General features: G+C 68.6%; 23 protein-coding genes. 9 read left to right on the forward strand and 14 right to left on the reverse strand.

All coding sequences use genetic code 11. The features are described 5' to 3' along the window. Nucleotides 1–5 precede the first annotated feature (5 nt). Nucleotides 6–1121 (reverse strand): phosphoribosylformylglycinamidine cyclo-ligase, encoded by a 1116-nt coding sequence (gene purM, locus MRBLWO13_RS02545; protein WP_341976217.1) that lies wholly within the window; start codon nucleotides 1119–1121, stop codon nucleotides 6–8. Nucleotides 1122–1206: 85 nt separating this feature from the next. Here purM and MRBLWO13_RS02550 point away from each other — a divergent pair, with 85 nt between their 5' ends. Next, nucleotides 1207–1839, forward strand: coding sequence for a zinc-binding alcohol dehydrogenase (locus tag MRBLWO13_RS02550; RefSeq protein WP_341976218.1), 633 nt, complete (start codon nucleotides 1207–1209; stop codon nucleotides 1837–1839). Between the two features lie 6 nt (nucleotides 1840–1845). Here MRBLWO13_RS02550 and MRBLWO13_RS02555 read toward each other — a convergent pair whose 3' ends face one another. Continuing rightward, nucleotides 1846–2160, reverse strand: coding sequence for a potassium transporter Trk (locus MRBLWO13_RS02555; RefSeq protein WP_341976219.1), 315 nt, complete (start codon nucleotides 2158–2160; stop codon nucleotides 1846–1848). A gap of 184 nt (nucleotides 2161–2344) precedes the next feature. Continuing rightward, the gene (locus MRBLWO13_RS02560) at nucleotides 2345–2713 is read right to left on the reverse strand and encodes a sterol carrier family protein (protein ID WP_341976220.1); all 369 of its coding nucleotides are present in this window, start codon (nucleotides 2711–2713) and stop codon (nucleotides 2345–2347) included. 111 nt (nucleotides 2714–2824) lie between these two features. Here MRBLWO13_RS02560 and MRBLWO13_RS02565 point away from each other — a divergent pair, with 111 nt between their 5' ends. Further along, nucleotides 2825–3496, forward strand: coding sequence for a CoA pyrophosphatase (locus MRBLWO13_RS02565; protein ID WP_341976221.1), 672 nt, complete (start codon nucleotides 2825–2827; stop codon nucleotides 3494–3496). A gap of 238 nt (nucleotides 3497–3734) precedes the next feature. Beyond that, the gene (gene purD, locus MRBLWO13_RS02570; protein WP_341976222.1) at nucleotides 3735–5012 is read left to right on the forward strand and encodes a phosphoribosylamine--glycine ligase; all 1278 of its coding nucleotides are present in this window, start codon (nucleotides 3735–3737) and stop codon (nucleotides 5010–5012) included. Between the two features lie 19 nt (nucleotides 5013–5031). On the opposite strand, the gene MRBLWO13_RS02575 is transcribed toward purD, so the two are convergent. The 5 genes from MRBLWO13_RS02575 to MRBLWO13_RS02595 all read right to left on the reverse strand — a co-directional run bounded on the left by MRBLWO13_RS02575 (nucleotide 5032) and on the right by MRBLWO13_RS02595 (nucleotide 10162). Further along, nucleotides 5032–5760: an amino acid ABC transporter ATP-binding protein gene (locus MRBLWO13_RS02575; RefSeq protein WP_341976223.1), complete on the reverse strand. Its 729-nt coding sequence runs from the start codon at nucleotides 5758–5760 to the stop codon at nucleotides 5032–5034. Further along, the gene (locus tag MRBLWO13_RS02580; protein ID WP_341976224.1) at nucleotides 5757–7235 is read right to left on the reverse strand and encodes an amino acid ABC transporter substrate-binding protein/permease; all 1479 of its coding nucleotides are present in this window, start codon (nucleotides 7233–7235) and stop codon (nucleotides 5757–5759) included. Before MRBLWO13_RS02580 ends, MRBLWO13_RS02575 begins: the two co-directional genes overlap by 4 nt. A gap of 119 nt (nucleotides 7236–7354) precedes the next feature. After that, on the reverse strand, nucleotides 7355–7885 hold the full coding sequence (locus MRBLWO13_RS02585; protein WP_341976225.1) for a GNAT family N-acetyltransferase: 531 nt from the start codon (nucleotides 7883–7885) through the stop codon (nucleotides 7355–7357). A gap of 49 nt (nucleotides 7886–7934) precedes the next feature. After that, nucleotides 7935–9362 (reverse strand): DHA2 family efflux MFS transporter permease subunit, encoded by a 1428-nt coding sequence (locus tag MRBLWO13_RS02590; RefSeq protein ID WP_341978264.1) that lies wholly within the window; start codon nucleotides 9360–9362, stop codon nucleotides 7935–7937. A gap of 251 nt (nucleotides 9363–9613) precedes the next feature. Further along, a complete protein-coding gene (locus MRBLWO13_RS02595; RefSeq protein ID WP_341976226.1) occupies nucleotides 9614–10162 on the reverse strand; it encodes a GNAT family N-acetyltransferase in 549 nt (182 codons plus the stop codon). A gap of 109 nt (nucleotides 10163–10271) precedes the next feature. Between MRBLWO13_RS02595 and MRBLWO13_RS02600 the strand changes: the two genes are divergently transcribed. The 5 genes from MRBLWO13_RS02600 to MRBLWO13_RS02620 all read left to right on the forward strand — a co-directional run bounded on the left by MRBLWO13_RS02600 (nucleotide 10272) and on the right by MRBLWO13_RS02620 (nucleotide 14952). Continuing rightward, on the forward strand, nucleotides 10272–11150 hold the full coding sequence (locus tag MRBLWO13_RS02600) for a phosphoribosylaminoimidazolesuccinocarboxamide synthase (RefSeq protein ID WP_341976227.1): 879 nt from the start codon (nucleotides 10272–10274) through the stop codon (nucleotides 11148–11150). Between the two features lie 90 nt (nucleotides 11151–11240). Beyond that, entirely contained in the window at nucleotides 11241–11441 is a 201-nt protein-coding gene (locus tag MRBLWO13_RS02605; RefSeq protein WP_341976228.1) for a dodecin family protein, read from the forward strand. 104 nt (nucleotides 11442–11545) lie between these two features. Then, complete coding sequence (locus MRBLWO13_RS02610) at nucleotides 11546–12886, forward strand: solute carrier family 23 protein (protein ID WP_341976229.1); 1341 nt, start codon at nucleotides 11546–11548, stop codon at nucleotides 12884–12886. Between the two features lie 156 nt (nucleotides 12887–13042). Next, nucleotides 13043–13915, forward strand: a complete 873-nt coding sequence (locus MRBLWO13_RS02615; RefSeq protein ID WP_341976230.1) for a DUF1266 domain-containing protein — start codon at nucleotides 13043–13045, stop codon at nucleotides 13913–13915. After that, nucleotides 13888–14952 carry a hypothetical protein gene (locus MRBLWO13_RS02620; RefSeq protein WP_341976231.1) on the forward strand — a complete coding sequence of 355 codons (1065 nt, stop codon included), beginning with the start codon at nucleotides 13888–13890 and terminating at the stop codon, nucleotides 14950–14952. The genes MRBLWO13_RS02615 and MRBLWO13_RS02620 overlap by 28 nt, the downstream gene beginning before the upstream one ends. Before the next feature lie 21 nt (nucleotides 14953–14973). Here MRBLWO13_RS02620 and MRBLWO13_RS02625 read toward each other — a convergent pair whose 3' ends face one another. The 4 genes from MRBLWO13_RS02625 to MRBLWO13_RS02640 are packed head-to-tail and all read right to left on the reverse strand — an operon-like array spanning nucleotide 14974 to nucleotide 20517. Further along, on the reverse strand, nucleotides 14974–16686 hold the full coding sequence (locus tag MRBLWO13_RS02625) for a biotin carboxylase N-terminal domain-containing protein (RefSeq protein WP_341976232.1): 1713 nt from the start codon (nucleotides 16684–16686) through the stop codon (nucleotides 14974–14976). Then, nucleotides 16683–18404 carry an urea amidolyase family protein gene (locus MRBLWO13_RS02630; RefSeq protein WP_341976233.1) on the reverse strand — a complete coding sequence of 574 codons (1722 nt, stop codon included), beginning with the start codon at nucleotides 18402–18404 and terminating at the stop codon, nucleotides 16683–16685. Before MRBLWO13_RS02630 ends, MRBLWO13_RS02625 begins: the two co-directional genes overlap by 4 nt. A gap of 51 nt (nucleotides 18405–18455) precedes the next feature. After that, nucleotides 18456–19220 carry a 5-oxoprolinase subunit PxpA gene (locus MRBLWO13_RS02635; protein WP_341976234.1) on the reverse strand — a complete coding sequence of 255 codons (765 nt, stop codon included), beginning with the start codon at nucleotides 19218–19220 and terminating at the stop codon, nucleotides 18456–18458. A gap of 4 nt (nucleotides 19221–19224) precedes the next feature. Next, a complete protein-coding gene (locus MRBLWO13_RS02640) occupies nucleotides 19225–20517 on the reverse strand; it encodes an NRAMP family divalent metal transporter (RefSeq protein WP_341976235.1) in 1293 nt (430 codons plus the stop codon). A gap of 134 nt (nucleotides 20518–20651) precedes the next feature. On the opposite strand from MRBLWO13_RS02640, the gene MRBLWO13_RS02645 reads away from it, so the two are divergent. Beyond that, the gene (locus MRBLWO13_RS02645) at nucleotides 20652–21308 is read left to right on the forward strand and encodes a GntR family transcriptional regulator (RefSeq protein ID WP_341976236.1); all 657 of its coding nucleotides are present in this window, start codon (nucleotides 20652–20654) and stop codon (nucleotides 21306–21308) included. Between the two features lie 12 nt (nucleotides 21309–21320). Here MRBLWO13_RS02645 and MRBLWO13_RS02650 read toward each other — a convergent pair whose 3' ends face one another. Together MRBLWO13_RS02650 and MRBLWO13_RS02655 are read right to left on the reverse strand one after the other, a co-directional pair. Next, entirely contained in the window at nucleotides 21321–21980 is a 660-nt protein-coding gene (locus tag MRBLWO13_RS02650; protein ID WP_341976237.1) for a TetR/AcrR family transcriptional regulator, read from the reverse strand. Nucleotides 21981–22369: 389 nt separating this feature from the next. Further along, nucleotides 22370–23368, reverse strand: coding sequence for a LacI family DNA-binding transcriptional regulator (locus MRBLWO13_RS02655; protein WP_341976238.1), 999 nt, complete (start codon nucleotides 23366–23368; stop codon nucleotides 22370–22372). Nucleotides 23369–23418 lie beyond the last annotated feature (50 nt).

Below are 23418 nucleotides of genomic sequence, written 5' to 3' on the forward strand. Positions count from 1 at the left end.
GGGTGTTATTTCGCTCCGTCCGCGTACGCGCCGACAAGGCGCACCGCTCCGCCGTCGACGCCCTTGGCGCCCTGTTCGAATTCTCCTGCCGGCCGCGCGCCGAAGCCCACGGTTCCGACCTGCCACGCAGGCATGCCCTCTGCGGACAGCGCCGCGATCGCGGCATCCTTCTTGTCTGCGGCGATGACCGCGAGGAAGCCGATGCCGAGGTTCCAGGTGCCCTCGGCCGACTCGAGAGTGGAGCCGGCGATGTCACTGAGCACCCGGAACACCGGGCTCGGCGACCAGGAGTTGCGGTCGACCTCGGCCCAGCTGCCCTGCGGGAGCACGCGCGCGAGGTTCGCCGCGATTCCGCCGCCGGTGACGTGGCTGAGAGCGTGGACGCCGCCGCCGAGCGTCTCGATCAGGCGCAGCAGGGGAAGCGTGTAGAGGCGCGTGGGCTCGAGAAGCGCCTCGCCCCAGGTCGTGCCGAGATCGGCAGCGTTGTCGCCGTAGCCGATACCTGCGCGCGTGACGATGTGGCGCACGAGGGAGAAGCCGTTGGAGTGCAGACCGCTGGAGGCGACCGCGATGACGGCGTCGCCGTCGCGCACACGATCCGCGCCGAGGATGGCGTCGGCCTCGACCACGCCCGTCGCAGCTCCCGCCACGTCGTAGTCACGCGGCCCGAGGAGGCCGGGGTGCTCGGCGGTCTCACCACCGACGAGGGCGGTTCCCGTCGCCGAGCAGGCCTGCGCGATGCCGCGGACGATGTCGGCGATGCGTTCTGGCACGACCTTGCCGCAGGCGATGTAGTCGGTCATGAACAGGGGCTTCGCACCCACCACGACGATGTCATCGACGACCATGCCGACCAGATCCTGGCCGATGGTGTCGTGCTTGTCGATGGCCTGCGCGATCGCGACCTTCGTGCCGACGCCGTCGGTGCTGCTGGCGAGCAACGGGCGCCGATAGCCGAGAAGCGCACTGGCGTCGAAGAGTCCGGCGAATCCGCCGACGCCTCCGAGCACTTCGGGGCCGTGCGTCGCGCGCACGGACGACTTCATCAGCTCGACGGCCAGATCGCCTGCAGCGGTGTCGACACCTGCTGCGGCGTACGTGTTAGTGGGGGAGTCTGCCACCCGTCAAGCCTACCGCCCGCACGGGGGGCGGCACTCCGCCGAAAGATCCTCGAACGCCAGGTCCGGACGCGCCTACGATGGGGCCATGGCCGACAAGCCGCAGTGGCTGATCCGAGAGGACGCGAGCGTCCCTGTGCTCCTCGCGCTCGCACTCCGGCAGACGCTCGGCGTGCGCCTTCCGGAAGATCTGCCCAGTCTTCGTGAGCTGCCGGTCCGCGCGCCGGACGCGGCGGATGCCTCACCTGAAGTCGAGGCCCAATGGCGCGAGTACTGGGACATGACGGTCGAACCGCGCGCGCATCCCTCCGGCGTGCCGCTCGAACTCGTCGACGGTTTCGAGACGCTGGTCGCCCTGCCCGCGACGGGCGCAGAGGAGCTCCGGGCGGCGATCGCGCCGCATGCGGCATCCGCTCTGCAGTTCGCACGAGGAGCGCACGACCGCTACGTGCGTTCGATTCGGAGCACGACGAGCGGCAGAGCCGGCATCAGTCATCCCGGCGGCGACTCGTACCGTGCCTACGCGAGTGCGATCGCCGAATTCGAACGCGACATCGGGCGCCGTGCCCACTCGTTCGAACTGAACGTGCAGGTGCTGCCGTTCTCGCAACGCGGCATCTGGTGGATCGGTGCGCTCACCGTGGCCGTCACCGACGGCATGCGTCGCGACATCGTCGCCTTCGACGCGGCGATCCGTCCGATCATCGCCGAGCTGGCGTGAGTCCGATCAGTCGGACTCGGTGATCGTCTCGCGGTCGACCAGGGCGACGCGATCATGGCGGCGAGCCACTCGCTCGAGGATCAGCGCGACCACCCCGCCGAGGGCGAGGCCGATCGGGACCGTCCACAGCAGGGCGAACCCGAACACCTGGCTCGGCGGGTAGACGACATCGAGGGCGACGGACTGCTCGTAACTCCCCGTCAGGGTGATGATGCCGGCTGCGATGATGCCGAGCACGACGCCGATTCCCATGAACACGCCGTACCGCGGCACACGGCGCACCGTCACTTCGACGGTCTGGTGAGAATCGGTGGGAGCCATGGAACCATTGTCCCACCGTTCGCCGGTAACGGTACCTCGGCGTGCGCTCGCGCGGGATCACACTGTCGGCTCGAAGTGCGGAATGTCGGCGAGATCGGCCGATCGGAGCCGGCATCCATGATCCCGAGCCGACAAACTGGTCGGACGGCGGCGGGCGGATGGCGCGGCGGGGCGAATCCCGGGACTACGGCCGCAGCGGCAGCACGTCGCTGAGGTCGGCGCGGATGCCGGAGGCGCTGATGCGCCCCGAGGCTGCGGCGTCGACCCAGGGCTCGGAGCCTGTCGCGACGGCGATCCAGGTCGCGGCATCCATCTCCACCACGTTCGGCGGCGTGCCGCGCGTGTGCCGGGGACCCTGGATGACCTGCACCGCGCCGAACGGAGGAACGCGCACCTCGACGCTGTTGCCCGGGGCCTTCTCGTCGAGCAGCTGCAGAAGATAGCGGACGGCGGTCGCGAGCGCCGCTCGCGGTGGCTTCGCTCCTGAAGCATCCGCGAGGTGCACCGTTTCGAGCGCCGCTCGTCCCTCGCCGGTGTCGATCCTCTTGGCCATCGGTCGGTCGTCCCTTCCCGCGTGCTGCGTCCCGTCGATCCGCCGAGCCTACCTCCGGCATCCTGATCCGCCACCGGACCAGTCCATCCCCGCGCGGATTAGGCTCGGACCATGAGCACGCCGCATCCCGAGGGGGCCCGCGCCCAGTTGCTCGCCGCGACCTCGGACTACGACTGGACGGGCCGGTTTCCGCAGCTCGCTGACACGGATGCCGCCAACGACGCGGCCGTGCTCATCCTGTTCGGCGTGCTGGACGGCATCCCGGCCCCGCACTCCGACACCGCGGTGGCAAAAGATCTCGATGTGCTGCTGCAGCGCCGTGCCTCGACCCTGTCCTCGCACCCGGGACAGGTGTCGTTCCCTGGTGGGCGCCGCGATCCGGGCGATGCCGACGCGATCGCCACCGCCCTGCGCGAGGCTCAGGAGGAGACCGGGCTCGACCCGGCCGGTGTCGAGGTGCTCACGCCGCTTCCGGTGATCCCGCTCGCGGTCAGCAACCACCGGGTGACGCCCGTGCTCGCATGGTGGCGCATGCCCTCCCGTGTCGCAGCCGTCGATCACGCCGAAACCGTCGACGTGTTCCGGGTGCCGGTGGCCCAGCTGCTCGACCCGGCGACGCGGCACACCTCGGTACGACAGCACGGCGACCTCACCTTTCGCGCCCCGGCCTTCGACGTCGACGGCACGATCGTCTGGGGCTTCACGGCGATGGTGCTCGATGGCATCTTCGAGGCCGCGGGATGGACCGTGCCCTGGGACGTCGCGGATGAGCGTCCGATCTGAGGCGTGACGCGTTCACAACTCAGGAAGAACCTGGCCGACACAACGCAGCGCGGCCCGGATGGGGCTCGAATGCCCGAAGTTTCCTGAATTGCGAACCGGTGACCGGCGGCCGCGCGTGCCACAACTCCGGAGAAACACCGCGCGGCGGGCGCCTTGGCCCCGAATCCGGGTCATATGCCGCCCGTTCTCCGGAGTTATGGACGGAAACCCCGGCTGACCCCCTCGGTAGGCTGTACAGGTGAAGATCCTTGTCCTCGGTTCCGGTGCCCGTGAGCACGCGATCATCCTCGCCCTGCGAGCAGAGCAGGCTGAGCACGACATTCTCGTCTCGCCCGGCAATGCCGGCATCGCGCAGGATGCCACCCCCGTCAACGTCGACCCGCTCGACGGCGGCGCGGTGACCGCGTTCGCGAACGAGCACGCCGTCGACCTTGTGGTGATCGGTCCCGAAGCGCCTCTCGTGGCGGGCGTCGCCGACGCGCTGCGCGCCCACGGCATCCCGGTCTTCGGTCCGGGCAAGGCCGCCGCGCAGCTGGAGGGCTCGAAGTCCTTCGCGAAGCGGGTGATGGATGCTGCCGGCGTGCCGACCGGACGCGCCGTGCGCGCCGCCACCGCGTCAGAAGTCGAGGCTGCATTCGATGACCTCGGCGCCCCCTACGTCGTGAAGGCCGACGGACTCGCCGCCGGCAAGGGCGTCATCGTCACCTCCGACCGCGCCGAAGCGCTCGCGCATGCCGCGCATTATCTGCCGGCCGGGCCCCTGCTCATCGAGGAGTTCCTCTCCGGCCCCGAGGTGTCGCTCTTCTTCCTCAGCGACGGCGACACCGTACGGGCGCTCAGCCCGGCGCAGGACTTCAAGCGAGCGCTCGACGGCGACGCCGGTCCCAACACCGGCGGCATGGGCGCATACTCCCCCCTGCCCTGGCTGGCCGAGCAGTTCGGCAGCGAGCAGGAGTTCGTCGACGAGATCACGCGCGATGTCGCGCTTCCGGTCATCCGCCAATTGGACGCCGAGGGCACGCCGTTCATCGGTCTGCTGTACGCCGGACTGATCCTCACCCCTGCCGGGGTGCGGGTCATCGAGTTCAACGCGCGCTTCGGCGATCCCGAGACGCAGGTGGTGCTTCCCCGCCTGGTCACACCCCTGTCAGAGCTGCTGTTCGCCGCGGCATCCGGCACCCTCGAAGACCAGCCCGACCCCGTCTTCAGCGACGACGTCGCGATCACCGTGGTTCTCGCCAGCGAGGGATACCCCGAGGCGCCGCAGACCGGCCGCCCGATCGAAGGGCTGGCGGATGCCGCTGCCGTCGACGGCGTCCGCATCGTGCATGCCGCGACCGCGGGCCCCGATGCTCCTGGCGGCTCGCTCGTCGCGACCGGCGGTCGTGTGCTGAACGTCGTCGCCGTGGCATCCGACTTCCGCACCGCGCGCGAACGCGCCTACGACGCGATCGGCCGTATCGAGCTCGAGGGCTCGCACTTCCGCACCGACATCGCCGCCCGCGTCGCCGAGTAGCCCGGAGCAGTCCCGCGGCTCAGAGCACCTTGGAGAGGAAGTCCTTCAGGCGCTCGTTCTTCGGGGCACCGAACAACTCGGCTGGCGTGGCCTCTTCGACCACGACCCCGCCGTCCATGAACACGGTCCGACCTGAGACCTCGCGGGCGAAACCCATCTCGTGCGTCACCAGAACCATGGTCATGCCGCCGGACGCGAGGTCGCGGATCACCTGCAGCACCTCGCCGACCATCTCGGGGTCGAGCGCGCTCGTCGCCTCGTCGAAGAGCATGATCTCGGGATCCATCGCCAGGGCACGGGCGATCGCCACACGCTGCTTCTGGCCACCGGAGAGGGATGCCGGCTTCGCGTCCGCCTTCTCCTCGAGACCGACACGGGCGAGCAGCGTGAGGGCGCGCTCGCGGGCCTCGGCCTTGGAGAGCTTTCCGAGCTCGATGGGCGCGAGGGTGATGTTCTCGAGCACCGTCATGTGCGGGAACAGGTTGAAGTGCTGGAAGACCATGCCGATGCGCTGACGCACCTCGTCGAGCTTCACGCTCCGGTCGGTGAGGTCGACGCCGTCGATGATGACGTGCCCGGAGCTGGGCTCCTCGAGCTTGTTGAGGCAGCGCAGCAGGGTGGATTTGCCCGATCCTGACGGCCCGATGACGGCGACGACCTCACCGTCTTCGACCGTGAGGTCGATGCCCTTGAGCACGTGGTTGTCGCCGAAGGACTTGTGCAGGTCTGTGACCTTGATCTTGCTCATGCGTTGAACTTCCTCTCCAGGCGGTTCGCGAGCAGCGTGAGAAGCGTGATCACGACGAAGTAGATGATGGCGACGATCGTCAGCACCTGCGCTGACAGGTACGTCGAGGCGATGATCTGGCGGGACACGAACGTCAGCTCCGCGAGCCCGATCACACTGATCAGCGACGTGTCCTTGAGGGTGATGATGCCCTGGTTCACGAACGACGGGATCATGATGCGGAACGCCTGCGGCAGCACGACCTTCTGCATCGTCTTCCAGTGCCCGAGCCCGAGCGAGCGCGACGCCTCCGCCTGGCCGGGATCGACGGCCTGGATGCCGCCGCGGATGATCTCGGTCATGTAGGCACCGGTGTTCAGCGAGAGCGTGATCGCGCCCGCGACGAACGGGTTGAACGTGAGCCCAGGGAACAACTGCGGGATGGCGAAGAACACGAAGAACGCCTGCACGAGGATCGGTGTGCCGCGGAAGACGAAGACATAGGCGGTCGCGAGCCAACGGAAGGGGGCGAACTTCGAGATGCGGCCGAAGCCGAACACCAGTCCGAGGATGAAGGCGGCGACGAGGGCGACGAGCGTCGCGAGGATCGTCAGCCAGAGACCCTGCATGAGAGCGGGCCAGTACTGCACGGCGACCGAGATGATGTCGGTCGCCTGCGTCGACTTCTCCCCGCCCGCGAGATACGTGTCGACGATCTCGTCGTACTCGCCGGACTCCTGCAGGTTCGCGAGGCCCGCGTTGAACATCTCGACCAGCTCGGGGTTCATCCCCTTGTTGACCGCGAAGCCGTACTCGCCGCCGAGCTCTGGTTCGCCGACCAGGCGGAACCCGGAGCCCTGCTGGATGCCATAGGCCAGCACCGGGAAGTCCTCGAAGTAGCCAACCGCCTGGCCGGCCTTCACGGCATCCACCATGTCGGTCGTGTCGGAGTAGGGGGTGACCTTGAAGCCGTACTCGTCCTGGTTCTCCTCCGCGAAGGTCTGCCCCTGCGTGCCCGTCTTGACTGCGACCGCCTCGCCGTCGAGGTCGTCGAGCGACTGGATGTCGCTGGACTCGAGCACTCCGAGCTGGATACCGCTGGTGAAATACGGCTCGCTGAAGTCGAAGGTCTTCTCACGCTCGTCGGTGATCGACATGCCCGCCATGACAGCATCGACCTGGTTCGCCTGGAGCGCCTGCACCGCGGCGTCGAAGCCGAGCTGACGGATCTCGACCTCGAAACCCTGATCCTTGGCGATCGCGCGGAGCAGGTCCATGTCGATGCCGACGAGGTCGCCGTTCTCGTCGGTGAACTCGAACGGCGCGAACGTCGTGTCGGTGCCGATGACATAGGTCTCGGTGCCATCGGCCGCGGCGGCGGCAGATGCCCCGCCGAGCAGCGCACCGACAGCGACGAACGCGCTGAGCGCCATCGCTCCGGCGGTGCGTCCGAGCGCGCGCAGACGCGCGGACACGGGAGAGGGATTACGGATCACGACGGATGCTCCTCGGATCGGATGGGCGACAGATGCTGTCACCGCGATGGTCGTCGACCATCAACCCTAACCGGCGACGGCGTGTCGCCCGCGTCGGGGAGCGTGTGAGCGCGTTTCCGCTACAGCTCGATCCAGTACCGACGCAGCAGCGCGTGCCCGCGCGCCGATTGGTCGGTGACGTCCTGCAGAACGCCGCCGGCACGCTCGATGGTGCGAGAGGAACCGACGTTGTCGTCATCGCACGTCAGCAGCACGCGCTCGAGGCCGACCTCCCTGGCACGGTCGAGGCTCAGCGCAAGCGCCGCGGATGCGTACCCCCGGCGACGACGGGATTCCCGGACGGCGTAGCCGATGTGGCCGCCGACCTCGCTGAGATAGTCGTTCAGTGCGTGCCGGAACGACAGCGTGCCGATGACCTCGTGGTCATCGACGATCCAGTACATGTCGTCGCGCACGAACCCCTCAGGCAACTCCGCGTCCGGGTCGGCGAACAGTGCGGCCTTGGCGATGAGCGCGTCGAGTGTCGCCCGGTCCGGCGTCACCGGAGCCGTCAGCCCCGAGCCGTCGATGTGCGATTCGCCGAACTCGGCCATGGCCGAAGACCAGCTGTCGAACAGTTCGGTGGTGGGGCGCATGAGTGCGATCGTCATCGGTCCAGCCCAGCAGACGGATGCGGCGAACGCAAAACGACGCGGGCGTCTAGCGGAGGTCGACCGCGGAAGACGGTTTGCCGCGCAGGAAGAGCACCGCGACGACCCCGAACAGGATGAGCACCGCCGGCATGAGCATCGTCTGCGCCATCGCATCGGCGAACGGCGCGGCGACCGCCGGCGGCAGCGACCCGCCGCCCATGCCACCCGGCGCATCTCCGGCGCCCGGAAGGTTCGCCTCGATGCGGCTCTGCATGAACGCGGCGATCGCGGCGGAACCGAGCACCGAGCCGACGGTCCTGGTGGTGTTGTAGATGCCGGCGCCGGCGCCGGCCTGGAGCCGAGGCAGGTTGCGTGTCGCCGTGGTGGCCAGCGGCCCCCACATTCCGGCGTTCCCGATCCCGAGGATCGCCGACGGCACGAGCAGCCATGCGGTATCGACCTCGGTGTTCATCAGGAAGGCGAACAGGAACAGCGCGGCGGAGACGAGCAGCAGTCCGGGCACGAGCATGATGCGAGGGTCGATCCGATCGAGCACCTTCCCGGCGAACGGCGAGAGCACGCCGGCGGCCACGGCCATCGGGATCATCAGCAGCGCCGCCTCGGTGGGCGTGAGCCCCCGGGCCAGCTGCAGGAAGAACATCAACGGCAGCGACATGCTCGTCACGGTGAAGCCGACGGTCGCGATGGCGACGTTCGACCAGGAGAAGTTGCGGTCGCGGAACAGCGCCATCGGCACCAGCGGTTCGTTCTTGGTGCGCGCCTGGTACCAGAGGAAGAACGTGAGTACCACGACACCCGCCGCGATGAGACCCCACACCGAGATCGGCCCCCAGATCATGCCCCAGTCGTGAGCCTCGCCCTCCTGCAGCCCGAAGACGATGAGGAACAGCGCGACCGCACTGAGAAAGACCCCGGGAATGTCGAAGCGGTGCGGATGCGTCTCGAGCTTCGGCACCAGCAACAGTGCGAGCACGAAACCGAGGATGCCGATGGGGAGGTTCACGAAGAAGATCGCCTCCCACCCGAATGCGTCGACCAGCAATCCACCGGCCAGCGGCCCGACGAGCATCGCCACGCCGGATGTGCCGCCCCACAGTCCCATCGCTGCGCCTCGGCGGTCGGGCGGGAACGTGCGGGTGATCACGGCCATCGTCTGCGGGGTCATGCAGGCCGCACCAAGCCCCTGCGCCGCGCGCGCGATGATGAGGCCCTCGAGCGTTGTCGACAGCCCGCACCACAGCGACGCGAGCGTGAAGACGGCGAGGCCGATCAGGTAGATGTTCTTCGGCCCGAAGCGGTCGCCGAGCCGCCCGGTGATCAGCAGCGGCACCGCATAGGCGAGCAGATAGGCGCTGGTGACCCAGACGACGTTGTCGAGATTGTTCGTGTCCGGATCGAGTGCGGCCTTGATCGCCGGGTTCGCCACCGACACGATCGTCGTGTCGACGAGGATCATGAAGAAGCCGATCACCATCGCCCAGAGCGCCGGCCAGGGGCTGCGCGGTTGCAGGATCGAACCGGTCGTGGTGCGCTCAGGGGAAGTCACGGCGCAACGCTACACCCGGGATCCGACATGCGGACGGCATCCCTCCCCTGCCTGCGCAGGCGATATCGAGCCCCACACCTGCCGCCGAGACCCACGCTCACAGACGGGGGTCTCGGCGCCGAGTGTGGGTCTCGGCGAACCGCAGGACGACATCCAGGGATCGCTCCCGCATCGGGTCGCTACCGGAGCGTCGCGGCAAGCTGCCCCGCGGTCAGGTCCCGGTCGGTGTAGACGAGCCGCATCACCGAAGGGTCAGGGTTCCCTGCATCCGGCCCGCGGTGCACCAGACGCAGCCCGAGCTTCTCGGCTACTCGAGCGGAGGCGTGATTGTGCTCGACGAGGAAGGCGATCACCGGGCGGTCGGGACGAATCGTCCGTGCGCGCTCGATGGCGGCGCCGGCGACCTCGGTCGCATAGCCGTGACCGTGATGATCGGCCGCGATCCGGTAGCCCACGTTCCACACTTCGCCGCCCAGCAGCGTGCACCCGCCGTTTCCGATCACGTCGTCGGTACTCCGCAGCCGCACCACCGACGATCCCAGTCCGGCCTCGTTCCAGCTGCGCTCCCAGCGCTCCATCATCGCCACGGTCGTGGCGAGCTCCCTGTGCCGCAGGCTCGGGAAGTGCGTCCACACTCTGGGATCCGCGTTGATCGCGTGAACGGCATCCAGATCCGCGGGGCTCGGGCGAGACAACCGCAGGCGCGGGGTGAGCAGGTCGTCGGACACCGTTCCAGGGTAGGCAGCCCCAACGACATCCGGATGTTCGTCGACGCAGTCCGCACCCGCTATCCGCCCTACCGCAGAGCGACACCGGCCGAACCGCGATAATGGCAGGGTGAGCACTCCTTCTGAAGGCACGGCACAGAGCATCCCCGGCTGGCGGCACATCTACTCCGGCAAGGTCCGCGACCTGTTCGCGTCGGCGGATGCTGCGGACACCCGCATCCTCGTCGTCGCCAGCGATCGGGTGAGCGCCTTCGATTTCGTACTCTCACCGGGTATCCCGGAGAAAGGCGCGCTGCTCACGCGTCTCAGCCGCTGGTGGTTCGCCCAGCTCTCCGACGTGCCCAATCACCTCGCCGAGGGCGAGATCCCGGCGTCCGTGGCCGACCGGGCCATGCTCGCGCAGTCGCTCGAGATGCTGCCCATCGAATGCGTGGTGCGCGGGTACATCACCGGCTCGGGGTGGGCCGAGTATCAGGAGAGCGGCACCGTGTGCGGCATTCCGCTGCCGGCGGGGCTGCAGAACGGCGACCGACTGCCGGAACCGCTGTTCACCCCGGCGTACAAGGCCCCGATGGGCGAGCACGACGAGAACATCACCTTCGAGCAGACGGTCAAGCTGGTCGGCGCCGAACGCGCTGCCGAACTGCGCGATACGTCGCTGGCGATCTACGCGCGGGCCGCAGCCATCGCCGAGGAGAAGGGCCTGATCCTCGCCGACACGAAGTTCGAGTTCGGGACGGATGCCGACGGCACGCTGCGCCTCGCCGACGAGGTGCTCACGAGCGACTCGTCCCGGTACTGGGATGCCGAATCCTGGCGTGCGGGCTCGACTCCGAACGAGCGCATGGCGAGCTTCGACAAGCAGATCGTCCGCGACTGGCTGGCGGCCAACTGGGACAAGCAGGGCGAGCCGCCGCTGCTTCCGAAGGACATCGTCGCCCGCACCGCAGACCGATACCGCGAGCTGATCGACCGCCTGGGGGCCTGACGCTTCTCCGACAGGATCGGCGCTGCCTCTTGCGCATGCCGCGGAACACGCGTTGCATGGGAGGTCCACAGGCCGTCAAGGAGGATCGCCATGTCCGTTGCACGCGTTACCACCATCACCGCCCGCTCGACAGAGAGCTTCGAGGATGCCGTCCGGCTCGGGATCGCGAGGTCGAGCGAGACTCTTCGCAACGTCAGCGGCGCCTGGGTCAAAGAGCACAAGGTCGGCGTCAGCGACGGCGCGATCACCGAGTGGCAGGTGACGCTCGAGGTCACCTTCGTCCTCGACTGACGTCCGGCGTCGGGCCCCGTCCGCACGTGCGATCGGGCGCACGAGCTCATCGACGGCGAGCCGATAGTGTTTCCCCAGTTCTACCCTGACCCTGAGGAGCACGCATGCCGCTGTGGAACCTGCACGGAGACGGTCGCACCGTCGAACCCGGTGCCGTCGTCCGACCCGATGAGCGTCTGAACTGGCCCGCCACGATCGCGATCGGCGTGCAGCACGTCGTCGCGATGTTCGGCGCGACCTTCCTGGTTCCGATCCTCACCGGGTTCCCCGTCTCGACGACACTGCTGTTCTCCGGCCTGGGGACCTTGCTGTTCCTGCTGCTGACCCGCAACCGTCTGCCCAGCTACCTCGGCTCCTCGTTCGCCTTCATCGCCCCGATCACGGCGCTCAATGCAGGTCAGGCGCTCGAGTCGGCCGAACAGATCACGCAGGCGCTCCTCGGTGTCGTCGCCGCCGGTGTGCTGCTCGCACTCGTCGGATTCCTCGTACAGGCGGTCGGCACCGGCTGGATCGACCGGCTCATGCCGCCGGTGGTGGCCGGGTCCATCGTCGCTCTGATCGGCTTCAACCTCGCTCCGGCCGCATGGAACAACTTCCAGCAGCAGCCGGAGCTCGCGACCGTGACGCTGGCAGCCGTGGTTCTCTTCAGCGTGCTGTTCCGCGGGTTCCTCGGGCGCATCTCGATCTTCCTCGGCGTCATCGTCGGGTACATCGTCGCGCTCTTCACCGGTCAGGTGAAGTTCGACGGCGTCGCCGAGGCGGCCTGGGTCGGACTGCCCGACTTCCACCTCGCCGCGGTCGGCGATCCGGTCGCCTGGGGTCTGGTGCCGATGTTCCTGCCCGTCGTGCTGGTGCTCATCGCCGAGAACGTCGGCCACGTGCGCGGCGTCGCGACCATGACGAACGACCCGTCGATCAACAAGCACACCGGCCGCGCCCTCCTCGCCGACGGCCTGGCGACCACTCTCGCGGGTGGCTTCGGCGGGTCGGGAACGACCACCTACGGCGAGAACATCGGCGTGATGGCGGCGACTCGCGTCTACTCGACCGCCGCGTACTGGGTCGCCGGCGTCGTCGCGATCCTGCTCGCGTTCTCGCCGAAGGTCGGCGTCATCTTCAACACGATCCCCGCCGGTGTTCTCGGTGGCGTCACGACGGCGCTCTACGGCCTGATCGGCGTCATCGGCATCAAGATCTGGGTCGACAACCGCGTCGACTTCTCGCGCCCGGTGAACCAGTACACGGTGGCCGTGTCGTTCGTCATTGCGATCGCCGGCTTCGCGATGAGCTGGGGCAGCTTCCAGCTCGGCGCGATCGTGCTCGGCACGGTCGCGGCTCTGCTCATCTACCACCTGGGCAACGCGATCGCCCGGTGGCGCAAGAGCGGCGCCGATGACGGCGGCCCGATTCCGGCTGTCGGTCCGCTGGGCGGCGACTCCGCTTAACGGGAGCAGCTGTGGGATCCGGATGCGTCGTCAAGAGCATCCGGATCCGATCGTTCCGATCTCCGAACTTCCGCAACGCACTCACTGCCGTATAGATTTATCGCTGAATGCTCATTCAGCCTATGAAGAGCACCGGATCCCCCTTCAGGAGCGCCCATGCACCCCTCTGCCCGCGTCGACCTCAACGACCTCGGCTCGATCATCGGCTGGCTCATCGGACAGTGGTGGGTCTGGGCGATCGTCGGCGTCGTCGTGCTGTTCTTCCTCGTGGTGTGGATCCTGCCGGACGCCAAGGTGAAGGCATCCGAGCAGTACTCGACGACCGACACCGAGGCCAACGAGATCGCGCTCGGATTCCTGCAGATCACCAACATGCCATCCGGTCCGTGGAACGATCCGACGGCCTCCGACCTCGGTGACCGCGAGAAAGCGGCCCTCGTCGCCCAGTGGGGCGTGGCCACCCGCGAGGACTGGCTGGAGAACATCGAGCGCTTGACGACGGTGCGCCGCCGCCGCGAGATGTGGACCCTCTACCTCGCCGTGCGCGCGACGGCGGCCGAGCGACTGGGACGCACGCCGAAGGCGAAGGAATGGCTCGCCGCCATCGTCGAGGAGGGCGGCGACAAGCGCGACGCCCGCTCCTTCGTCACGGCGATCGAGTACATCGAGCAGGAAGTGCGCAAGCGCGTCGGGAAGGACATCGTCACCCCCGGCCTCTTCGTGAAAACCCTCGACGGCTACGCCATCGGGCAAGCCGTCGCGATGACCACCTGGGGAGTCGCCCTCGGTCACGGTGACGTCGCCGAGGCGCGGTCGATCATCCACCGCATCAACAGCGAGTCCCGAGGAGCCTTCTCGTCGTGGGCGGACTTCGGCCTCAGCTACATCGCCGGCCGTGTCATGCACTGGAGCGACGGAGATGTCGACGAGAAGTCGTTCGAGAAGTTCGGCGACGGCTGGTCGGACTTCAAGGCGGCCGGCACCGAGAAGCGCAACGGTCCGTGGGCGACGCTGTCGTGGAGCCGGTAGCCGTCGATCTGGACCCGCTGCGACGCAGCGCCGGATTCCGCGACATCCTCGCGTACGAGCGCATCTGCGGCACGCCGCTGTACCGGCGCTTCGTCGTCATCCTCATCGCGGTGCTGCTGTTCGCAGCGGCCATGCTCGCCGGGCTCTGGTGGCTCGGTCGCAACGATGTGCTCGCCGTCGCCCCGGTCCTCGGGGCATTCGTCGTCGTCTACCCGCTTCTCGCCGCCGTCGGCTTCATCTGGTACGCCATCGACCTGAGCCGCCGGGTGAAGGTCGCCGCCTTCGCGTGGCAGAACGGCTGGGCCTATGCCGACAGCCTCGAGCGCACTCGACGCCCCGGCGCCGCGTTCGCTCGCGTCGCACGCGGGCGGGAACGAGCGGTCGTGGCGTGCGAAGATCCGCGGATGCCGTTCGAGCTCGGCAGGCACTTCTCGATCGCGCGCGGCCAGGAAGCCGCGACGATTCAGCGACCGTTCGCCTTCATCGAGCTGCCGCTGCCCACCGCGGTGCCGCACATCGTGCTGGCGAATCGGAAGCGCAGCATCATCCCGACGCTGGGCCTCGGCCGAGGAGCCGCGCGAATGGAGCTCGAGGGGGAGTTCGCGAAGATCTTCCGCCTCATCGTCCCGCAGGGGTATCAACAGGACGCGCTCTACATCTTCACCCCTGATCTGATGGCCCGGGTGCTCGACCTCGGCTCGGCCACCGAGATCGAACTCGTCTCCGATCGGCTCTACGTGTATCTGCCGAACAGCACGAGATTCGATCGCCCCGAAACGATGACGGCCGCGCTCGTCCTCGCCGAAGAGTTCCACCGGCGCTTCGCCGCCCGCACCGAGCTGTACCGCGACGACAGCGCGGGTGCACTCGCGGCCCATGCGGGGGTCTCGGTCGGACTGCGCGGTCAGCGGCTCGCCGGTCGCGGCATCTCTGCGATCGCGATCGCCGGCACCGCGGGAGTGCTCCTGCTCTCCGCAGGGATGACCGCGTTCACGTTCTTCGGCGGCGATGTGCTGCGGGTGCTGGGCGTCGGCTGACGCGCGGCGCCGGGCGCGGATTCAGAGGATGACGGCGAGCAGTCCGTCAGCCATGACCGCGGAACCGACATCGGCGCGCGCCGACAGGGTGCCGGCTCGATGGGCGGCGACCGTGGTCTCCATCTTCATCGCGTCGATCACGACGATGGGGGTTCCCTCGGCGACTTCTGCGCCCTCCTCGACGAGCCAGCGCACGATCGTTCCCGGTGCCGGGGCACGCAGCTCGCGCGGATCCGGGCCGGGGGCATCCGATCCGACCGCCGCGCCCTGCCCGAACCCCGCCAGCAGCGTGAGCGGCAGGCCGAGCATCACCCGTCGACCGTCGATCTCGACCGGGAAACGCTGCAGCGCGGCATCCGCCAACGGAGCGGGCCGCAGCTGAGGCTCGAGCCGGGGCAGCAGCGTGCTCTCGATCCACTGCGTGTGCACGGCGAAGGTCGCCGTCGCGAACGCCTCTTCGTCGAGTGCGAGCCTGTCGAACGGGATGACGGTCGCCGGGCCCTCGACCGCGAGCTCCCGCAGCGCCCTGCGTGCGCGCACAAGGGCGTCGTCGCGCGTGCCGGCGTGCACGATGAGCTTCGCGATCATCGAGTCGAAGGCGGGCTGGACGACATCGCCCGCCTCGATGCCGCTGTCCCAGCGCACGCCGGGGCCGCCGGGTACGCGCAGCGTCTCGACGAGGCCGGGACTCGGCAGGAACCCGCGACCAGGGTCCTCGGCGTTGATGCGGAACTCGAAGGCGTGCCCGACGGGCGCCGGAGTCGTGGAGAGCGACATCCCCTCGCCGAACGCGATGCGGAACTGCTCGCGCACCAGGTCGACGCCGGTGACCTCTTCGGTGACCGGATGCTCCACCTGGAGCCGGGTGTTCACCTCGAGGAAGGAGATCGTGCCATCCGCGGCGAGGAGGAACTCGACGGTCCCCGCCCCGCGGTACTGCACCTCGGCGCAGATCTCCCGCGACGCCTGATGGATCAGAGAACGCTGCTCTTCGGTGAGGCCGGGAGCCGGGGCCTCTTCGATGAGCTTCTGATTGCGGCGCTGCATCGAGCAGTCCCGGTCGCCCACGACGACCACCGTGCCGCGACCGTCGCCGAGCACCTGCACCTCGATGTGACGCGGGCTCTCCAGGAACCTCTCCACGAAGCACTCGCCCCGGCCGAACGCGGCGATCGCCTCACGAGTCGCCGCGTCGAAGGCCTCGGCGACCTCTGCCAGCTCGCGGACGACCTTCAGCCCGCGCCCGCCGCCACCGAACGCGGCCTTGATCGCGATCGGGAGTCCGTGCTGCTCGGCGAAGGCGACCGCCTCAGCCGGGCCGGCGAGCGGCTGATCGGTGCCGGCTGCGAGCGGCGCTCCGACGCGCTGCGCGATGCGGCGCGCCGTCATCTTGTCACCCAGGGCCTCGATGCTCGCCGGCGCCGGGCCGATCCAGACGAGTCCGGCGTCCTCGACCGCCCGAGCGAACTCGGCACTCTCGGAGAGGAAGCCGTAGCCGGGGTGCACGGCATCCGCTCCCGTCCGCTTCGCGGCATCCAGCAGCGCTTCGACGGAGAGGTAGGTGGTGGCGGCCGTCGTGCCGCCGAGCCCTGCGGCTTCGTCGGCCAGACGCACGTGCATCGCGTCGGCATCCTGATCGGCGTACACCGCGATCGAGTGGTGACCCGCCTCCGCACACGCCCGGATGACACGGACGGCGATCTCGCCGCGGTTGGCGATCAGGATCTTCTTCATGATGTTCCCTCTGCGGAGTGTGCGACGGGTTCGGCACCGGTCGCAGCGACGAATCGGATGCGAACGCCCGGCGGCAGTTGCCCGGCGAGGTCGAGACTGCGATCGGTGAGTGCGCCGATGATCGGATAGCCACCGGTGAGCGGGTGGTCAGGCAGGAACAGCACCGGCTGACCGTCCGGCGGCACCTGGATCGCGCCGGTGACAGCGCCTTCGCTGGGCAGTTCGCCCGCGATGGCCCGCTCCAGCGGGACTTTTCCATGCAGCCGGATTCCGACGCGATCGGAGCGCGGAGTCACCTCCCAGTCCTGGCCGAGGAGCGCATCCAGGGCGGGCTCGGTGAACCAGTCGTCGCGCGGACCGCGCGTGATCTCGAGTTCGACCGTCTCCCCCGACGCGGGCAGACGACGCGGGATCGGATGCGGCTCGACCGGATGCGGTGCGGTACGGGGGTTGCCCAGGGCGACGACGTCACCGACCGCCAACGGTTCCGGGCCGAGGCTGGCGAGCGTATCGGTGGACACACTGCCGAGGGCGGGCGGGGCGACGATCCCGCCGCGCACCGCGATCACGAAGCGCAGGCCACGGTCGGGATGCCCGAGCTGGAGTTCGTCGCCGTCGGCGAGCGCGAACGGCACGCCGTGCGGGATGCTGCGGCGCACATCGTCACGGTCGATGAGGGTGATCTCCCCCACCGCCCCGGTGACGGCGGCGACGTCCGCACCGTGGAAGCGGAGCACCGCACCGCCCACGCTTTCCAGGACGCCGGCCCCTGGGGCGTTTCCCACCGCGTGATTCGCGTCGCGGACCGCGGTGCGGTCGGCCGCGCCGGATGCCGAGACGCCGAGAGCCGCGTGCCCCGGGCGGCCGAGGTCCTGCACGAGCAGCTGCAGCGAGGGGCGGACGATCTCGATGCGCGGGGCTGACGTCGCGCTCGGAGTGTCGCTCAACGACCGCGGGTTGTCATTCTGGTCGTCGGAGGAGAGCGTTTCGTCTCGTCGCTGGCGCTCCTCGCTCAACGACCGCGGGTTGTCATTCTGGTCGTTGAGCGAGGGAGCGGAGCGACCGAGACGAAACGCAGTCTCCGACGTTCGACTCCCCGTCACGACGGCTTCCCGGTCAGCCCGCTCGAAGCGCACCGACGTGCCCGGCGAGAGGAGCGCCGGCGGATCGCGGTCGATGTCCCACATCGCCGCATCCGTGTGTCCGATCAGCTGCCAGCCGCCCGGACTCTCCCTCGGGTACACGCCGGTGAAGTGCCCCGCGAGGGCGACGGAGCCCGCGGGAACCCGCGTGCGGGGCGAGGAACGCCGGGGCACGTCGAACAACGGATCCGACGAGACCGCGTATCCGAATCCGGGCGCGAAGCCGGAGAACGCGACCTGCCATTCGGCCGCGAGGTGCCGGGCGATCACCGCCTCGACGGACTCGCCGAGCAGAGTCGACACGTCCTCCAGGTCTTCACCGTCGTAGCGCACCGGGATGGTCACGTCCCGGACGTGCGGCACGTGGGCGGCGTCGATGCGCGTGGTCCTGAGAACTGTCGCGAGCTCGGATGCCGAGATCCGCAGCGGGTCGAACCGCACCAGGACAGTGCGGGCAGCGGGGATGAGCTCGTCGATCCCCGCAACGTCCGCCCAGGCGAGATTGAGGCGCATGGCCTCGTCGAGGTCGGCCGCTTCGACGAGAAGAGCCCGATCGGATGCCGTGAGGATGCGCATCAGCCGCGGCGCTCCGCGTCGTGAGGGCCTGTGATGGACGGGAGCGTCATCTCAGACTCCGGCGAACGGCGCGATGACGATTCCGGCGCTTTCAAGCAGGCGCCGCGTCTCCGCCGCCATCGCCACGGATCCGCGGCTGTCACCGTGCACGCAGATCGATTGCGCTTCCACCCGCACGTCGGTCCCGTCGATCGCGCGGACGACCCCCTCTTGCGCCAGTCGCAGCATCCGCTCGGCGACGGCGGACGCATCGTGCAGCACCGCGCCCTCCTGCGTTCGCGAGACCAGCTGACCGTCCGGCAGATAGGCCCGGTCGGCGAAGGCCTCGGCCGCGACGGCGAGACCCGCACGTCGGGCGACGTCGAGAACGACTCCGCCGGCGAGACCCAGCAGCACGAGCCGTGGATTCACCGCACGGATCGCCGCGACGACATCCTTCGCCTGACGTTCGTCGCGGGCGATGGTGTTGTAGAGCGCGCCATGGGGCTTGACGTAGGCGACGGTGCCGCCGACCGAGCGGGTGAGCGCCTCCAGCGCGCCGAGCTGGTACTCGACATGCGCCTGCAGCGTCGCGGAGTCGATGTCGACAATCGTGCGACCGAAGTTCTCGTAGTCACGGTAACCCGGGTGCGCGCCGATCGTGACGCCGTTGCGCACCGCTGCGGCGACGGTCGCCCGGATCCCCTCGGGGCTACCGGCGTGGAAGCCGCAGGAGACGTTGGCGCTGGTGACGATTGCGAGCATCGCGTCGTCGTCGCTCACGATCCGGTCGGGAACGTTCTCCCCGAGGTCCGAGTTCAGATCGATGGTCGCCATCAGATCACGCTCCGGTTCCGAGCAGCGCGAAGATGGGGACGATCGAGACGGCGCCCATGTACCAGGTGAGCGCGGTGGCCAGGGTCCCGGCGACCAGGAGCCAGATCGGGTACTTCTTGGCGCCGAGCAGGTCGCGACGGAACCAGCCGATGTACATGAAGACGGTGAGACCGATCGGGAGGATGAGCCCGTTGAATCCGCCGACGAAGACCAGGATCGCTGCCGGGGCGGTGCCGATCGACACGTAGACGATGAACGACACCACGATGAAGGCGACGGTCGCCAACTGCAACGGCCATCCGCCGGCGAGCTTCTTGTTGAACGTGGAGAGGAAGGTCGCCGAGGTGTATGCCGCACCGATGACCGAGCTGATCGCAGCCGCCCAGAAGATCGCTCCGAAGATGCGGATGCCGCCGTCGCCGAGCGCCGCTCCGAAGGCCTGCCCCGCGGGGTTGGCGGCGTTGGTGGTGAGGTCGAGGGTCACGCCGGAGGCCACGACCCCGAGGATCGCGAGGAAGAGCACGTAACGCATCAGGCCGGTGACCAGGATGCCGTTGGCTGCGGCCTTCATCACCGGCCCGGCGTACGCAGGTCCGGTGTGCCCGGAGTCGAGGTAGCGGTGCGCGCCGGAGTACGTGATGTACCCGCCGACGGTGCCGCCGACGATCGTGGTGATCGTGGCGAAGTTCAGCTGGTCAGGCAGGAAGGTCTGCCGAAGCGCATCGCCGACGGGCGGATTGGTGATGAAGGCGACGATCACGGTCATGATGATCATGCCGACGCCGAGGATCAGCACGACGATGTCCATGACCTTGCCGGCGCGCTTCACCAGGAACAGCGCGATCGCGATGCCGCCGGTGATCATGCCGCCGAGCTTCGCGTCGATGCCGAGCAGGGCGTTCAGCCCCAGCCCGCCGCCGGCGATGTTACCGATGTTGAAGGCGAGGCCGCCGATGACCACGAGCACGGCGATCACATGACCGGAGAACGGGATCGCGGAGTTCGCCAGCTCGCCGGCGCGCTTGCCTGACGAGGTGATCATCCGCCAGATGTTCAGCTGCACCGCGATGTCGACCAGGATCGAGATCAGGATCGCGAACGCGAACGCGGCGCCCATCGTCGCGGTGAACGTGGCGGTCTGGGTGATGAACCCCGGGCCGATGGCGGAGGTCGCCATGAGGAAGATCGCGCCGATGACGGCGCTGCGGCCCACACGCTTCTTCGCGGCGGCCAGTCGCGCATCGTCTTCGGGGGTGGAAGTGGCGGGAGGGGCGGCAGCAGGAGTCTGCTCGGACATGAGGTTCCCATCGTCATTGGCGGGTGCGGGTCAAGTGCGGGTTTCCAAGAGTGTAGAACATTCCCGGCAAGATTGTTCAACAATTTTCAACGTAGAGCGGAGGATGCAGCCGGGAACTGCCCTACGCTGATGCCGTGGCACAACAGGCAGTGCTGGCCGACGTCCTTCGCCAGCAGATCATCGACGGCGAGTTCTCACCGGGCGCACGCCTCTCTGAAACGGTTCTCGCCGAGCGCTTCGAGGTCTCCCGGAACACACTCCGCGAGGCTTTCCGCGTCCTCGAGGAACAGGGGCTGATCGAACACATCCCCCATCGCGGGGTCTCGGTGGCCTCTCCCACGATCGCCGACGTGGTCGACATCTACCGCGCTCGCCGGGTCATCGAATGCACCGCACTGCGGCACTCCGAGCCCGAACATCCTGCCGTCCAGCGCATGCGCGATGCCGTCGAGGCCGCCGAGGCCGGGATCTCCCGCGCCACCCCGCGCGATGAGGCAGCGTGGCGTGAGGTCGGAAGCGCGAACATGGCGTTCCACGTGGCCATCGTCGACCTCGCCGACAGCCCCCGCCTGGCTCGCACCTACCGCGACGTCGCAGCCGAGCTGCGTCTCGCCTTCCTCGAGATCGACGATCCGCGTTCGTTGCACGAGCCCTTCGTACGCAGGAACCGCGCCGTGCTCACGGCCTTTCTCGAACACGGGGCGGATGCGGGTGCTGAGGAATTGGAGCGGTATCTCGTCCAGTCCGAACGCACGGTGCTCGGCGCCTTCGCGCGCATGGGCAAGGGCTGAGCGACACCGAGGCTAGTCGGTGACGGCGCCGGCCGCCCGCGGCCGGTGCTCACCGTCGCCTGATCCGGGCGCCAGTGGGAGAGGCTCGGCCGGGGCGGGGAGATCGTAGATCCGGTAGACCCACCGCCGCGCGGCTTCCAGCGGATATGTGGCGCCGTACACCCCGTACTTCACGACGATGCCCTCGAGCGTCGTGCGCAGCATGATCTCTTCGACAGCGGGGTCATCGGCGCCCCGCTCCCGGAACATGTCTCGAACCGCGTCCTCCGCGGCGATGACAGCCGCAGCATGCCGCTCTTCCGCCTCGGCGAACAGCCGGTGCGTCGACGGCTGCTGCTGCATGGCGAGCACAGCGCGCTGCAACGGTAGGGCGAAGGCTGTCGCCATCAACGCCGAATCGATCACGCCAGCCAGTCGCGCATCGGCGTCGCCCTGCGCGCGGGCGAGACCGAAGAGCATGTCGAACCAGCGGTCGATCACGGCAGCGACGAGTTGCTCCTTGCCGCCGAAATAGTAATTGACCAGCCCCTGGGCGACGCGCGCGCGACCGGTGATCTCGGCAATGCTCGCTCCGGCGACGCCGCGTTCGCTGAAAAGCTCGACGGCCGCCTGCAGGATGCTCTCGCGCGAGCGTTCGCGGGCGATTCGGTTCTGCTCCTCGGAGCGGGCCATGCGGCATCCTCCTCCCGTGACCACCGGATTTTCCTCACGGGCTCTCTGCCGTATAGATTACTCGTTGAATGCTCATTCAACTTAAGTGATCGAGCATCCTCGTTGCCGCTGCCGTTCGCGCGCAGCCAGCACAGACCACGAGCGCGGGCCCGTTCAGGGGGAGCAGCGGGCCCGCGCCCGTGTGTTGCTCAGCGGCGGATACCCGAGGCCCCGCCCGGCATCGCGGCGCATGAGGGGACGCAGATGGTCACCATTCGGCGACGGATGCGACCACCAGCGCCCCCTCCCCACCGGGTGGGGACGCAGATGGCCGCCAAATGGTCGTGGATGCGGCCACGGACGACCCCTGGCTGGGCGCCCCTGGCCGGGCAACCCCTGAACCGAGCAACCTACGCCGAGGCGCGCACCACGAGTTCGGTCGACAGGATCGTCGCGTGCGCGGGCTCGAGGCCCGCGAGCACGTCGAGCAGGACCGAAGCCATCGTCTCGCCCTGCGCGTACATGGGCTGACGGATCGTGGTGAGCGGCGGATCCACCGCGACCGCGACCTGCGAGTCGTCGAAGCCGATGACGGCGACGTCGTCCGGAACCCGGACCCCTGCGCCGCGGAGCACCTGCAGCACACCACGCGCCATCAGGTCGCTGGCCACGAATATGGCATCGGGCAGGGCTGACCCGGATGCCAGCAGCCGGCGCGCGGCCTCGGCAGCGCCCTCCTCACTGAACCCGCCGTCGATCTCGGCGACCGGCTCGAGACCCGCCCCGGCGAGCGCCTCCCGGAACCCATGAAGACGGTCGACGGCTGCGGGCATCGTCAGTGATCCCGTCACGGTGGCGATCCGACGGTGCCCGCGGTCGATCAGGTACTGGGCTGCGTCGCGGCCGCCCAGCACATTGTCGACGTCGACCATGTAGTCGTTGGGCCGCGCCGTGATCGGCCGGCCGCCGAACACGACCGGAACCGACTCGGCGATGCGGTCCACGAAGGAGTCGCTGGTGTGGTGCGACACGATGATCGCCCCGTCGACGCCCCCGTTGCGCACGAAGCTCGTCGTCTTCTCCCCTGGATCGTCGCTGGCGATCAGAAGGTTCAAGATGTAGTCCGACCGGATCATCCGCGCGCTGATGCCGGCGACGATGGCCGCGAAGAACGGGTCGCCGAAGAATCGCGTGGTGTCTTCGGGAACGATCAGCGCGATGGCGTGCGTCTGCCGACTGGCGAGGGTTCGCGCCGCACGGTTCGGCACGTAGTTCAGACGCTGGATCGCATCCTGCACCGCGGTGAGTGCTTCCGCGCTCACCGCCGTCGAGCCGTTGACGACCCGCGAAACCGTGGAGCGCGACACTCCGGCGGTCGCGGCGACCTCTTCGATCGTCGCCCTCGTCATCGGCATCCTCCTGTGACGCAACGTTCCCGGCCGGCCCGCCGAGATCGATT

This window comes from Microbacterium sp. LWO13-1.2 (genome assembly GCF_038397725.1).
Lineage (GTDB): Bacteria > Actinomycetota > Actinomycetes > Actinomycetales > Microbacteriaceae > Microbacterium.